Raw genomic sequence first — 13,198 nt, forward strand, 5'->3', positions numbered from 1 at the left:
AGGACACCAAGTTCTACTAGTTTGAACCCAAACGTCCAATCTTTGATAGAATAAAATAAACAAAAAGAAAGGAACAAAGGCCTCGTATCCTCTAAACTGAATACAGGCTACGGACTTTGCCATTACTATGATTCAACTCATTGTCAACGCATTTATCGAAAAAGAGAAGACTGGAGCAGTTGTTGAAGTCTTGTTTGCTAGTGCTGACCAGAATAAGGTCCAAGCGAAATATGCAGAACTAGCTACACAATACCCCGAAAATTATTTAGCTATCTATGATGTACCGCTGGATACGGATTTGAATACACTAGATCATTACCCGTCTGTGTTTATTGGAAAAGAGGAGTTTGAGTAGAAATCCTGGTTTACCTAGATAGCTTATTCCCAACAGCTTAAGAAGAAAGGAAAAATTAACAACATGATCAACCGTTACTCTCGCCCTGAGATGGCGAACATTTGGAGTGAAGAAAATAAATACCGTGCTTGGCTTGAGGTGGAAATCTTGGCTGATGAGGCATGGGCTGAGTTAGGGGAAATCCCTAAGGAAGATGTGGCTTTGATCCGTAAGAAGGCGGACTTTGACATCGACCGTATTCTTGAAATCGAGCAGGAAACGCGTCACGATGTGGTTGCCTTTACACGTGCAGTTTCTGAGACTCTTGGCGAAGAGCGCAAGTGGGTCCACTACGGCTTGACTTCTACTGACGTGGTGGATACTGCCTACGGTTACCTTTACAAGCAGGCCAACGACATCATCCGTCGTGACCTTGAAAATTTCACCAACATCATCGCTGATAAGGCTAAGGAGCACAAGTTCACCATCATGATGGGTCGTACCCACGGGGTGCATGCTGAGCCTACAACCTTTGGTCTGAAATTGGCGACTTGGTACAGCGAAATGAAGCGCAACATCGAGCGTTTCGAGCATGCGGCTGCTGGTGTGGAAGCTGGTAAGATTTCTGGTGCGGTTGGAAACTTTGCCAACATCCCACCATTCGTTGAGCAATACGTCTGCGATAAACTTGGTATCCGTGCCCAAGAAATCTCAACACAAGTCCTTCCTCGTGACCTTCACGCTGAGTACTTTGCGGTTCTTGCCAGCATCGCGACTTCTATCGAGCGTATGGCAACGGAGATTCGTGGTTTGCAAAAATCTGAACAACGCGAAGTAGAAGAATTCTTTGCCAAAGGTCAAAAAGGTTCATCTGCTATGCCTCACAAACGCAACCCTATCGGTTCTGAAAATATGACAGGTCTGGCGCGTGTTATCCGTGGGCACATGATTACGGCTTATGAAAATGTGGCTCTCTGGCACGAACGTGACATCTCTCACTCATCAGCTGAGCGTATCATCACACCAGATACGACCATTTTGATTGACTACATGCTCAACCGTTTTGGAAATATTGTCAAGAACTTGACAGTCTTCCCAGAAAACATGATTCGCAACATGAACTCGACATTTGGCTTGATTTTCAGCCAACGCGCTATGTTGACCTTGATTGAAAAAGGGATGACCCGTGAGCAAGCCTATGACTTGGTGCAACCAAAAACAGCCTACTCTTGGGACAACCAAGTGGACTTTAAACCACTGTTGGAAGCAGATCCAGAAGTAACATCACGTCTCACACAAGAAGAAATCGACGAAATCTTCAACCCTCTTTACTACACCAAACGAGTGGATGATATCTTTGAACGTCTTGGTTTAGGATAATTAAAATAAAATCGAAGTTCTATTACTCTATTTACTGGAGTAGCAGAACTTCGATTTTTCTTTTTTATTAAAGTGCTTTTGAAAAAAATAACCAATATTTATAATATGTTGAATATAGAATAGTATACTGTGACTTCTAAAATATTACTAGAAATTGATTTAAATTTCCTAATCGATTTGTCTATATTCTATTTCAATCTACTATGTTATATGATAAGCATAGAAAAAGCCCAAGCGATTAGACTCAGGCTTTCTTCTTAGTGATCACGGTCACATGAGATGAATTTAATCTTGTAGTAATCCGCTCGTTTATAAGTTTCGCTGTATGCGAGAACTTGGCCAGTGGACTCTAACTTAGTAGTCTTGGTTTGTAAAACGGTTGGGAATTGCTCATCGACTCCGAGGACCGAAGCCGCGTGTTCTGGAGTTGGAAATGTTATTTCATTGATTTCTTCAAAATGTTCATCATTCATATGAATGTGGTAATCCAATTTGAAACGGTTATAGATAGAGCTATAATATTCAAGATTTGGATAATTTGCGTTGATGTATTGTTCTGGAATGTAAGATGTGTGGTAGATGTATACGACACCATTCGTTGCGCGTATACGTTCAATCTTGTAGTAGAACTGGTCACCGCGTAGTCCAAGTTTTTCTAAGTAGTTTAATTTATTTCCGCGTTCAATAGAAAGGACGGTCACTTTATCATCTTTAGTTTCAAAAACTTCTACATCTGAAAACTCTACGAGTTTGTGTTTGCGTGCGCGTGAAACGAATGTACCCTTTCCTTGTTGGCGGACAATATAGCCATCTTTGGCAAGGTCGTTTAAGGCGCGGACAACTGTGATAGAACTGACGTCGTACATTGAAATGAGCTCTGCTTCAGTGTAAAATTTATCTCCGCTGCTAAATTGCCCAGAGATGATTTTATTTTTTAATTCGTCTTTTATGTATTGATATTTGGGAATTGCCATATTTTTACCTCTATTTTCCTTCTCCATAGAAAATTTTACCATAAAAGCGAAAAAAATAGTAGTCTTTTGAATAAAAAATTAGAATAATAGTTTGAAAAATTAAGCTACATAAGCATTGCTCGTATTTTATAAATGTATTTTATACAAAATTATTTTAGGTTCTCTATTCCGAATTTAAAGAGCGTTTGAAATGGGTCTAAAAATGTTTGAAACTAATTGAACGTGTGTATAATAGTAAAATTACAGTAAATATTCCGACAATTTCTATTGACAATTCAAACAGATTGGTTTATAATTACTATAACAACAAATGAAAGCGTAAACTTTCGCAGTCAGAAGGTAGTTTTATGACACGATTTGAGATACGAGATGATTTTTATCTCGATGGAAAATCATTTAAGATTTTATCTGGCGCCATTCATTATTTTAGGGTTCCTCCAGAGGATTGGTATCATTCGCTCTATAACTTGAAGGCTCTTGGTTTTAATACGGTAGAGACTTATGTGGCTTGGAATTTACACGAGCCTCGTGAGGGTGAGTTTCATTTTGAAGGAGCTCTGGATTTGGAGCGATTTCTACAGACAGCGCAAGACTTGGGTCTCTACGCTATTGTACGGCCCTCTCCCTTTATCTGTGCGGAGTGGGAATTCGGTGGTTTACCAGCCTGGCTCTTAACCAAGGATATGAGGATTCGTTCATCAGATCCAGCCTATATTGAGGCTGTCGGTCGCTACTATGATCAGCTCTTTCCACGATTGGTTCCACATCTGTTGGACAATGGTGGCAATATCCTCATGATGCAGGTTGAAAATGAGTATGGTTCTTATGGAGAAGATAAGGCTTATCTGAGAGCAATTCGACAGTTGATGGAAGAGCGTGGCGTAACCTGTCCTCTCTTTACATCAGATGGTCCATGGAGAGCTACTCTGAAAGCTGGAACCTTAATCGAAGATGACCTCTTTGTAACAGGCAACTTTGGTTCTAAAGCTCCGTACAACTTTTCACAGATGCAGGAATTCTTTGATGAACATGGCAAGAAATGGCCGCTCATGTGTATGGAGTTCTGGGATGGCTGGTTCAATCGTTGGAAAGAACCGATTATCACACGGGATCCTAAGGAATTGGCAGATGCAGTTCGAGAGGTTTTGGAACAAGGCTCCATCAATCTTTACATGTTCCACGGTGGTACAAACTTTGGCTTCATGAATGGTTGCTCGGCTCGAGGAACCTTGGATTTGCCACAAGTTACATCTTATGATTACGATGCCCTTCTGGATGAAGAAGGAAATCCAACTGCCAAATATCTGGCAGTCAAGAAGATGATGGCAACACATTTTCCAGAGTATCCGCAGCTGGAACCACTCTACAAAGAGAGTATGGAGTTGGATGCTATTCCACTAGTTGAAAAAGTTTCCTTGTTTGAAACTCTGGATAGCTTGTCAAGTCCAGTAGAAAGCCTCTATCCTAAAAAGATGGAGGAGTTGGGACAAAGCTATGGCTATCTACTCTATCGAACCGAAACAAACTGGGATGCAGAAGAAGAAAGACTTCGTATCATTGACGGTCGAGATAGGGCTCAGCTTTATGTCGATGGTCAGTGGGTTAAAACCCAATATCAGACAGAGATTGGGGAAGATATTTTCTATCAAGGCGAAAAGAAAGCGTTATCTAGGATTGACATATTGATAGAAAATATGGGGCGTGTCAACTATGGGCATAAGTTCTTAGCGGATACGCAACGTAAGGGAATTCGGACAGGGGTTTGTAAGGATTTGCACTTCTTACTAAACTGGAAACACTATCCACTCCCACTAGACAATCCTGAGAAAATTGATTTTTCAAAAGGATGGACAGAAGGACAACCAGCCTTTTACGCTTATGACTTTACAGTCCAAGAGCCAAAAGATACTTACCTAGACTTGTCTGAGTTTGGTAAGGGAGTTGCCTTTGTCAATGGGCAGAATCTAGGACGTTTTTGGAACGTCGGCCCAACCCTCTCGCTTTATATCCCTCATAGCTATCTCAAGGAAGGTGCCAACCGCATCATCATCTTTGAAACAGAGGGCCAATATAAAGAAGAGATTCATTTAACTCGTAAACCTACACTAAAACACATAAAGGGGGAAAACTTATGACAATTGTAGGATGCCGTATCGATGGACGTTTGATCCACGGACAAGTAGCCAATCTTTGGGCTGGAAAACTAAATGTTTCACGTATTATGGTTGTAGATGACGAAGTTGTCAACAACGACGTTGAAAAGAGTGGTTTGAAACTTGCGACACCACCAGGTGTAAAATTGAGTATTTTGCCAATTGAAAAAGCGGCAGCCAATATTCTTGCTGGAAAATACGATAGCCAACGTCTCTTTATCGTGGCTCGTAAACCAGACCGCTTCCTTGGTTTGGTTGAAGCAGGTGTACCACTTGAAACCCTTAATGTTGGGAATATGTCTCAAACACCAGAAACTCGTTCCATCACACGTTCTATCAACGTAGTAGACAAGGATGTGGAAGATTTCCACAAACTGGCAGAAAAAGGTGTTAAACTTACTGCTCAAATGGTTCCAAATGATCCAATTTCAGACTTTTTGAGCTTATTAAAATAGGAAAAAATTTTTTAGGAGGTCATTGTTATGATACAATGGTGGCAAATTTTACTTCTCACTTTGTACTCAGCTTATCAAATCTGTGATGAGTTGACGATCGTTTCATCTGCAGGTTCCCCTGTATTTGCTGGTTTCATTACTGGTTTAATCATGGGAGATGTGACTACTGGTTTGCTTATCGGTGGTAACTTGCAGCTATTCGTTCTTGGGGTTGGTACCTTCGGTGGTGCTTCTCGTATCGACGCAACTTCTGGTGCGGTTCTTGCGACAGCCTTCTCTGTTTCACAAGGGATTGATACAGCACTTGCGATTACAACAATCGCTGTGCCAGTAGCAACTCTCTTGACATACTTCGACGTTCTTGGACGTATGACAACTACTTTCTTTGCTCACCGTGTGGATGCTGCAATCGAACGCTTTGACTATAAAGGTATTGAACGCAACTACCTACTTGGTGCGATTCCTTGGGCTCTATCTCGTGCCCTTCCAGTCTTCTTTGCCCTTGCTTTTGGTGGTGAATTTGTACAACACGTAGTAGATTTCGTTACAAAATACCAATGGGTTGCAGATGGTTTGACACTCGCAGGACGTATGCTTCCAGGTCTTGGATTTGCAATCTTGCTTCGTTACCTTCCAGTTAAACGTAACCTTCACTACCTTGCTATGGGATTTGGTTTGACAGCTATGTTGACTGTTCTTTACTCATATGTAACAGGTCTTGGTGGCGCTGTTGCTGGTATCGTAGGTACTCTTCCTGCTGAAGTTGCTGAAAAAATTGGTTTCGTGAACAACTTCAAAGGTTTGTCTATGATTGGTATCTCTATCGTAGGTATCTTCCTTGCAGTGCTTCACTTCAAAAATAGCCAAAAAGTAGCTGTGGCAGCACCTTCTACACCATCAGAAAGTGGGGAAATCGAAGATGACGAATTCTAATTACAAACTTACAAAAGAAGATTTTAATCAAATCAACAAACGTAGCTTGTTTACTTTCCAATTAGGTTGGAACTACGAACGTATGCAAGCTTCTGGTTACCTTTACATGATCTTGCCTCAATTGCGTAAAATGTATGGGGATGGAACTCCTGAATTGAAAGAAATGATGAAAGTTCATACTCAATTCTTCAATACTTCACCATTCTTCCATACCATTATCGCTGGTTTTGACCTTGCCATGGAAGAAAAAGATGGTGTAGGTTCAAAAGATGCCGTTAATGGTATCAAGACAGGTTTGATGGGACCATTCGCTCCTCTTGGAGATACAATCTTTGGTTCACTTGTACCTGCTATCATGGGATCTATCGCAGCAACTATGGCTATCGGTGGTCAACCTTGGGGTATCTTCCTTTGGATTGCAGTTGCAGTAGCGTATGATATCTTCCGTTGGAAACAGTTGGAATTTGCCTACAAAGAAGGGGTTAACCTTATCAACAACATGCAAAGTACCTTGACAGCTTTGATTGACGCTGCATCTGTACTTGGTGTCTTCATGATGGGTGCTCTTGTAGCAACAATGATCAACTTTGAAATTTCTTACAAATGGGCAATCGGTGAGAAGATGATTGACTTCCAAGACATCTTGAACCAAATCTTCCCACGCTTGCTTCCAGCAATCTTTACTGCCTTTATCTTCTGGTTGCTTGGTAAGAAAGGTATGAACTCTACTAAAGCTATCGGTATTATTATCGTACTTGCTTTGGCTCTTTCTGCCTTTGGTAAATTTGTACTTGGAATGGGCGCATAATTTATGACGCAATCATTAATTTTGGTGAGCCATGGTCGTTTCTGTGAAGAACTTAAAGGTAGCACAGAAATGATTATGGGCCCACAAGGCAATATTTACACAGTAGCTCTTCTTCCAGAAGATGGGCCAGAAGACTTTACTGCAAAATTCGAAGCTGCTATTGAAGGAGTGGATGATTTCCTAGTCTTTGCGGATCTTCTCGGTGGGACACCTTGTAACGTGGTCAGTCGTTTGATCATGGAGGGTCGTGACATCGAACTTTATGCAGGGATGAATCTTCCAATGGTGATTGAATTTATCAATGCGAGCCTTACAGGCGCAGATGCGGACTATAAGAACCGTGCTGCAGAAAGCATTGTGAAAGTCAATGACCTGTTAGCTGGCTTCGATGATGACGAAGATGAATAATACTCTTCGAAAATCTCTTTAAACCATACTAGCGTCGCCTTGCCGTAGGTATATGTTACTGACTTCGTCAGTTCTATCTGCAACTTCAAAACGGTGTTTTGAGCTGACTTCGTCAGTCTTATCCGGCAACCTCAAAGCAGTGCTTTGAGTAGCCTGCGGCTAGTTTCCTAGTTTGCTCTTTGGTTTTCATTGAGTATACGATGTGATAACGTGAAAATCATAGGGAAAATAGGCGATAGGAGGATGGAGCGATGCTCCGACGATAATCGGTCTTTTTCCCAAAGATTTTAGTTGGAACTCGATTCAATTCATGTGACAACGTGAACATCGTCAGAACAACTTATATAGAATATACATGGGAATGGGGCTTACTCCCATTCCCATATTTAATAGAAAAAGAGGAACTCAATGCTACATTATACAAAAGAAGACTTGATTGAATTGGGCGCAGAAATCACTACACGTGAAATTTACCAACAGCCTGATGTATGGAAAGAAGCTTTTGAATCTTATCAAGAACAACGTGAAGAAATTGCAGCTTTCCTACAAGGGATTGCTGATAAACATGACTATATCAAGGTTATCTTGACAGGTGCTGGGACTTCTGCTTATGTGGGAGATACCTTGGTACCTTACTTTAAGGAAGTCTACGACGAACGCAAATGGAATTTCAATGCCATTGCGACAACAGATATCGTTGCCAATCCAGAAACTTACTTGAAAAAAGATGTGGCAACTGTCCTTGTATCTTTTGCTCGTAGTGGGAACTCGCCTGAAAGTGTGGCGACTGTTGATTTGGCCAAGGCCTTGGTGGATGAGCTTTACCAAGTGACGATTACTTGCGCAGCGGATGGGAAATTGGCTCTTCAAGCCCACGGCGATGACCGTAATCTCTTGCTCTTGCAACCATCTGCTTCTAATGATGCTGGCTTTGCTATGACTTCTAGCTTTACGTCTATGATGTTGACAGCTCTCTTGCTCTTTGATCCTACAGAATTTGCTGTTAAAGCTGAACGTTTTGAAGTTGTATCTAGTCTTGCCCGTAAAATTCTAGACGATGCAGAAGATGTCAAAGAGCTTGTTGACCTAGATTTTAACCGTGTCATCTATCTAGGCGCTGGTCCTTTCTTCGGTCTTGCTCATGAAGCTCAGCTCAAGATTTTGGAACTGACTGCTGGTCAAGTGGCGACCATGTATGAAAGCCCAGTCGGCTTCCGTCACGGTCCAAAATCACTGATCAACGAAGATACAGTTGTCTTGATCTTTGGTACAACGACAGACTACACTCGTAAGTACGACTTGGACTTGGTTCGTGAAGTTGCTAGTGACCAGATTGCTCGTCGTGTTGTGCTTTTGAGTGATCAAGCCTTTGGTCTTGAAAATGTCAAAGAAGTGGCACTTGGTTGTGGCGGTGTCTTGAATGATATTTACCGTGTCTTCCCTTACATCGTTTATGCCCAACTCTTTGCCCTATTGACTTCACTCAAGGTAGAAAATAAACCAGATACACCTTCTCCTACAGGTACCGTAAACCGTGTGGTACAAGGTGTTATCATCCACGAATATCAAAAGTAAGGAAATGTTTGTGAATTCTTGACAAGAGTATTTGTAAATCATCAGATAAACCATAGATTGTCAGTAGGCTTTCTATGGTTTGTTTGCTTGAGAGAAATAGTAAAAGGAGAACAAAATGAAAGTATACACAGAGCGTGTATTTGGAAATGTTGAGGGCAAGGATGTCTTGGCCTATCGCTTTGAGACAGACGGTGGCTACCAACTTGAAGTTATGACTTATGGTGCGACCATCTTGCGTTATGTCACGCCTGACAAGGCTGGAAATTTTGCCAACGTTATTTTGGGATTTGATGACTTTGATAGCTATGTAGGCAATAGTCCTAAGCATGGAGCGAGCGTAGGTCCTGTAGCAGGACGTATTGCAGGTGCGAGTTTTGAATTAAATGGCAAGACCTATGAACTTGAAGTCAACAATGCTAGCAACTGTAACCACAGTGGTTCAACTGGTTGGGATTCCAGCTTGTTTGAAGTTGAAGAAGTAAGCAATCATGGCTTGACACTCTACACAGAGCGTACAGATGGGACGGGGGGATTTCCTGGAAATCTCAAGATTTGGATCAGTTATCACTTGGAAGAAACTGGTGCCTATGAAATCAGCTACAAGGTAACAACAGATCAGGATACGCTGGTCAATCCAACCAACCACAGCTATTTCAACTTGTCTGGTGATTTCACGCAGACGATTGACCGTCATGTCTTCCAGCTAAACACAGAGGGAATTTATCCAATCGCTCCCGACGGTGTTCCTGCCAAAATTCCAGATACTAATCGTGATGTGGTTAAACACATCTACAATGGTGCCTTGTTGAAAGACATCTTTGCAGAGGATGATGAGCAAATCCAGCTGGTATCTGGTTTGGATCATCCATTTGCCCTTCCTGCAGGCCATGACAATGCTGGTTTCCTTTATGATCAAAAAACAGGTCGCTTCCTGCTCTTCAAGACAGAGGCTCCTTGCTTTGTGGTTTACACAGCAAACTTTGTGGATGAGAGTGTACTTGTGGCTGGTCAGCCAATGGTGCAGCACAATGGGATTGCTCTTGAAGCGCAAGCTTTACCAGATGCCATTCACAGTGACCTTAAAGACCAAGTCATTCTCAAAGCCGGTCAAACCTTCACAAGTAAGACACGTTATGAACTTGTTGTGAAGTAAAAGAATCATTGCGCCTACTTTCGAGGTGTAGGAACGATTTTTGCTAAATTAGATTAGTAGGAATAGATAAGCAGAGACAAATAGTAGGAAAATATGATATAATTAAGTGTCAAAAAGTATTTATCAAGATACGATTCAAAAGATATAAGGAGTAAACAATGAAGAAAATTGTATTTGCTAGTGCCTTGGCTTTGACCTTGGCAGGAGCAGTTTTGACAAATGATGTTTTTGCGAATGACAGATTGGTGGCAACGCAATCTGCTGATGGTAATGTATTGACCTCAGAGGTGCTAAAACCTTCTAGTGGCAATGTTTTGGTTGGAATCAAAGGAGAATTTGTGGCTCCTCATCAACAATCTATTTTGGATGCCATTAATGCTATTCGTAAAGAAGCAGCGGATGAAGGTTTGGTAGATAAGTATGTCCCTATCAAATGGTCAACTGATCTAGAAAAGGCAGCTTTTGTCAGAGCTACAGAAGCATCTGTGACTATGAAGCACGATCGTCTTTCTAGCAAAGATCTTTGGAGTGCCTTTCCAACTTCTAATAGTATAATGGGAGAAAATTTGGCATGGAATCATGACGGTTTTCTAAAAGCTATTGAACAATGGCGTTCTGAAAAAGCAGATTATGTGCAGAAAAAAAATAGTGGTTCAGACAATGGGAAATCTGGTCACTATGAGTCGCTAATTAACCCTAAATTTACACACATGGGGATGGCAGCTTTTAAAAATCCTAACAATCAATACAAAGCTATTACAATTGCTCAAACTCTAGGTGATGATGCTTCTTCAGAGGAATTGGCTGGTGGATATGGTTCTGCTGTTCAGTATACAGAAGTGACTGCCTCAAACCTTTCAACAGTTAAAACTAAAGCTACGGTTGTAGAAAAACCACTGAAAGATTTTAGAGCGTCTACGTCTGATCAGTCTGGTTGGGTGGAATCTAATGGCAAATGGTATTTTTATGAGTCTGGTGATGTGAAGACAGGCTGGGTGAAAACAGATGGTAAATGGTACTATTTAAATGACTTAGGTATCATGCAGACTGGATTTGTAAAAGTTTCTGGTAGCTGGTATTACTTGAGCAATTCAGGTGCTATGTTTACAGGATGGGGAACAGATGGTAGCAGATGGTTCTACTTTGACGGCTCAGGAGCTATGAAGACAGGCTGGTACAAGGAAAATGGCACTTGGTATTACCTTGACGAAGCAGGTATCATGAAGACCGGTTGGTTTAAAGTTGGACCACATTGGTACTATGCCTACGGTTCTGGAGCTTTGGCTGTGAGTACAACAACACCAGATGGTTACCGTGTAAATGGTAATGGTGAATGGGTAAACTAAACCTAATATAACTAGTTAATACTGACTTCCTGTAAGAACTCTTTAAAGTATTCCCTACAAATACCATATCCTTTCAGCAGATAATATACTCTTGTAGGAAGTTTAGATTAAAAAATAACTCTGTAATCTCTAGCCTGATCTATGGCGCTAGAGACTACGGAGTTTTTTGATTGGTAAAGAATGGCGGCACTCAAGAGACTCTTAGTTTGCTATTTGATTTGAAAATTACAAATTCTTTCTCTTCTTGGCATTCTTGGTCAGGGAAACCTGGTAAGTATCCTGTTCTTTAGTGAGGTAATGGATGATTTGGAAATCATCGGTTTGAGCCTTGAAATCCACTTCATAGACAGTGGTGACCTGTGCTCCGTCATTGCTGGTATCAATGGAGATGAGGTCTAACTCAGTACAGAATTGTGATAGTCCAGATTGGATAGTTTGGAATTTCTTTTCTTGGTTGGCAATTGTGATGGTTAATAGTCTGCGACGTTGGTGGTTACTCTTGCTTTGTTGTTTTTCCAAAAGAAGCCATACCGCTAAGATAAAGACGGTGAAGAGAACAGCTAAGGCTAGGTAGCCTGTCCCTGCCGCCAGCCCGATAATCATGGCAAGAAAGATAGCAATTAGCTCCCGTGAGCCACTGGTAGCTGAATGGAAACGAATGAGGCTAAAGGTTCCTGCAACGGCGATAGAGGTTCCTAGGCTGCCATTTACCAGAAAGATGACCAAGGTCATCAAGCAGGGGAGTAGGGTCAAACTAACAGCAAATTCCCGTGTATAGAGAGTACGTTGTTTGTAGGCCCAGGTCAGTGCCAAACCTAAGATTAGGCTGACTAAGAGAGCTAGAAAGAGCTGGATAGGATTGGCAGTAGCAGTTGTGTCGTTGAAAATAGAGTTGAAAAGATTAGACATAAGTAGTACCTACACTTTCTGTGCTTGGTCGTGGGCTATAGTCCAGCCCTTGAGACTTGTGGTAGGCGCAGCTGTATTTTGAAAATTTCTGCTCTACCAGTCCATATTGGTCGAGAATATCTTGTAGCCATTGGGGTTTTCTACCTGGAGCTTTAATTTCCATGATGACAATGTCCTCGTTTAGTAGAGGGAAACCGTCCTTTCCTGAAAATAAACTGACATTCTCATCACGATAGGTTAGATTTTGGTCAATGGTGACACGAATTTTATTGTAGGGAAAACCGCTAATCTCTTTCTTTTCCTTGAGAGAAAAGCGGTCGTAGTAGATATACATACGAGGGATGATGGCTTGTTGATATTCCTCTTGGAGTTGCTGGATTTTTTCAATCATCATTTGGTCCTTGATGCTGCTATCCAGCTGTCCTTTGGTCATAAACTGGGTGATAGACTGGGGAGTTGACAAGAGACGATATTTTCGCCCGACACCAGTCCTGTCCTTGGATTTGATTTCTAAAAATACCTGACTATCGGGCTGGACTTGACTGAGATAGGTTCGCATCCGAATCTTTTCTTTGCGCTTAGTACCTTGGCTATCATCCTGAATCATATCAAATTGCTCTGTATCAAAGTAGATATTAGAAATGGTAGAAGTTGGATAATCATCCTCGACGAGGTATGTTTTTAAGTCTTCTATTAAATCGGCCAAGTCAGTCTTGGCAACGACATATTTAGTTTCAATTCGTTTAAAGCTTGTTTCAATTGGTTTCATA

General features: G+C 41.4%; 13 protein-coding genes. 10 read left to right on the forward strand and 3 right to left on the reverse strand.

Annotated features, from left to right (window positions below; genetic code table 11):
- Window positions 1–127 precede the first annotated feature (127 nt).
- Window positions 128–355, forward strand: coding sequence for a hypothetical protein (locus HMPREF9957_RS03615; protein WP_000615428.1), 228 nt, complete (start codon window positions 128–130; stop codon window positions 353–355).
- Window positions 356–418: 63 nt separating this feature from the next.
- Window positions 419–1,714, forward strand: coding sequence for an adenylosuccinate lyase (purB, locus tag HMPREF9957_RS03620; RefSeq protein ID WP_000610736.1), 1,296 nt, complete (start codon window positions 419–421; stop codon window positions 1,712–1,714).
- 257 nt (window positions 1,715–1,971) lie between these two features.
- On the opposite strand, the gene HMPREF9957_RS03625 is transcribed toward purB, so the two are convergent.
- Complete coding sequence (locus HMPREF9957_RS03625) at window positions 1,972–2,688, reverse strand: GntR family transcriptional regulator (protein WP_001007208.1); 717 nt, start codon at window positions 2,686–2,688, stop codon at window positions 1,972–1,974.
- 347 nt (window positions 2,689–3,035) lie between these two features.
- Between HMPREF9957_RS03625 and HMPREF9957_RS03630 the strand changes: the two genes are divergently transcribed.
- The 8 genes from HMPREF9957_RS03630 to HMPREF9957_RS03665 all read left to right on the forward strand — a co-directional run bounded on the left by HMPREF9957_RS03630 (window position 3,036) and on the right by HMPREF9957_RS03665 (window position 11,519).
- Window positions 3,036–4,823, forward strand: coding sequence for a glycoside hydrolase family 35 protein (locus HMPREF9957_RS03630; protein WP_000196564.1), 1,788 nt, complete (start codon window positions 3,036–3,038; stop codon window positions 4,821–4,823).
- A complete protein-coding gene (locus HMPREF9957_RS03635) occupies window positions 4,820–5,296 on the forward strand; it encodes a PTS sugar transporter subunit IIB (protein WP_000156973.1) in 477 nt (158 codons plus the stop codon). The genes HMPREF9957_RS03630 and HMPREF9957_RS03635 overlap by 4 nt, the downstream gene beginning before the upstream one ends.
- A 27-nt stretch (window positions 5,297–5,323) precedes the next feature.
- The gene (locus tag HMPREF9957_RS03640; RefSeq protein ID WP_000617018.1) at window positions 5,324–6,229 is read left to right on the forward strand and encodes a PTS mannose/fructose/sorbose/N-acetylgalactosamine transporter subunit IIC; all 906 of its coding nucleotides are present in this window, start codon (window positions 5,324–5,326) and stop codon (window positions 6,227–6,229) included.
- Window positions 6,216–7,037: a PTS system mannose/fructose/sorbose family transporter subunit IID gene (locus HMPREF9957_RS03645; RefSeq protein ID WP_000185294.1), complete on the forward strand. Its 822-nt coding sequence runs from the start codon at window positions 6,216–6,218 to the stop codon at window positions 7,035–7,037. Before HMPREF9957_RS03640 ends, HMPREF9957_RS03645 begins: the two co-directional genes overlap by 14 nt.
- 3 nt (window positions 7,038–7,040) lie before the next feature.
- Window positions 7,041–7,445 (forward strand): PTS sugar transporter subunit IIA, encoded by a 405-nt coding sequence (locus tag HMPREF9957_RS03650; protein WP_000194482.1) that lies wholly within the window; start codon window positions 7,041–7,043, stop codon window positions 7,443–7,445.
- A gap of 408 nt (window positions 7,446–7,853) precedes the next feature.
- Window positions 7,854–9,020, forward strand: coding sequence for an SIS domain-containing protein (locus HMPREF9957_RS03655; protein ID WP_000903532.1), 1,167 nt, complete (start codon window positions 7,854–7,856; stop codon window positions 9,018–9,020).
- Between the two features lie 115 nt (window positions 9,021–9,135).
- Window positions 9,136–10,173, forward strand: a complete 1,038-nt coding sequence (locus tag HMPREF9957_RS03660) for an aldose epimerase family protein (protein ID WP_000870463.1) — start codon at window positions 9,136–9,138, stop codon at window positions 10,171–10,173.
- Between the two features lie 158 nt (window positions 10,174–10,331).
- Entirely contained in the window at window positions 10,332–11,519 is a 1,188-nt protein-coding gene (locus HMPREF9957_RS03665) for a CAP domain-containing protein (protein WP_000724611.1), read from the forward strand.
- 225 nt (window positions 11,520–11,744) lie between these two features.
- Here HMPREF9957_RS03665 and HMPREF9957_RS03670 read toward each other — a convergent pair whose 3' ends face one another.
- Window positions 11,745–12,428, reverse strand: a complete 684-nt coding sequence (locus HMPREF9957_RS03670; protein WP_000067207.1) for a DUF4956 domain-containing protein — start codon at window positions 12,426–12,428, stop codon at window positions 11,745–11,747.
- The gene (locus tag HMPREF9957_RS03675; RefSeq protein WP_000802442.1) at window positions 12,421–13,197 is read right to left on the reverse strand and encodes a polyphosphate polymerase domain-containing protein; all 777 of its coding nucleotides are present in this window, start codon (window positions 13,195–13,197) and stop codon (window positions 12,421–12,423) included. The genes HMPREF9957_RS03670 and HMPREF9957_RS03675 overlap by 8 nt, the downstream gene beginning before the upstream one ends.
- Window position 13,198: the final 1 nt, after the last annotated feature.

This window comes from Streptococcus mitis SK1080 (assembly GCF_000220085.1).
Lineage (GTDB): Bacteria > Bacillota > Bacilli > Lactobacillales > Streptococcaceae > Streptococcus > Streptococcus mitis_K.

What these genes read in the sequence shown, in the direction of transcription:
- HMPREF9957_RS03665 (WP_000724611.1), top strand. Translation starts at nt 10,332, where the DNA reads ATGAAGAAAATTGTATTTGCTAGTGCCTTGGCTTTGACCTTGGCAGGA.
- HMPREF9957_RS03650 (WP_000194482.1), top strand. Translation starts at nt 7,041, where the DNA reads ATGACGCAATCATTAATTTTGGTGAGCCATGGTCGTTTCTGTGAAGAA.
- HMPREF9957_RS03615 (WP_000615428.1), top strand. Translation starts at nt 128, where the DNA reads ATGATTCAACTCATTGTCAACGCATTTATCGAAAAAGAGAAGACTGGA.
- purB (WP_000610736.1), top strand. Translation starts at nt 419, where the DNA reads ATGATCAACCGTTACTCTCGCCCTGAGATGGCGAACATTTGGAGTGAA.
- HMPREF9957_RS03625 (WP_001007208.1), bottom strand. Translation starts at nt 2,688, where the DNA reads ATGGCAATTCCCAAATATCAATACATAAAAGACGAATTAAAAAATAAA.
- HMPREF9957_RS03660 (WP_000870463.1), top strand. Translation starts at nt 9,136, where the DNA reads ATGAAAGTATACACAGAGCGTGTATTTGGAAATGTTGAGGGCAAGGAT.
- HMPREF9957_RS03645 (WP_000185294.1), top strand. Translation starts at nt 6,216, where the DNA reads ATGACGAATTCTAATTACAAACTTACAAAAGAAGATTTTAATCAAATC.
- HMPREF9957_RS03630 (WP_000196564.1), top strand. Translation starts at nt 3,036, where the DNA reads ATGACACGATTTGAGATACGAGATGATTTTTATCTCGATGGAAAATCA.
- HMPREF9957_RS03675 (WP_000802442.1), bottom strand. Translation starts at nt 13,197, where the DNA reads ATGAAACCAATTGAAACAAGCTTTAAACGAATTGAAACTAAATATGTC.
- HMPREF9957_RS03640 (WP_000617018.1), top strand. Translation starts at nt 5,324, where the DNA reads ATGATACAATGGTGGCAAATTTTACTTCTCACTTTGTACTCAGCTTAT.
- HMPREF9957_RS03655 (WP_000903532.1), top strand. Translation starts at nt 7,854, where the DNA reads ATGCTACATTATACAAAAGAAGACTTGATTGAATTGGGCGCAGAAATC.
- HMPREF9957_RS03635 (WP_000156973.1), top strand. Translation starts at nt 4,820, where the DNA reads ATGACAATTGTAGGATGCCGTATCGATGGACGTTTGATCCACGGACAA.
- HMPREF9957_RS03670 (WP_000067207.1), bottom strand. Translation starts at nt 12,428, where the DNA reads ATGTCTAATCTTTTCAACTCTATTTTCAACGACACAACTGCTACTGCC.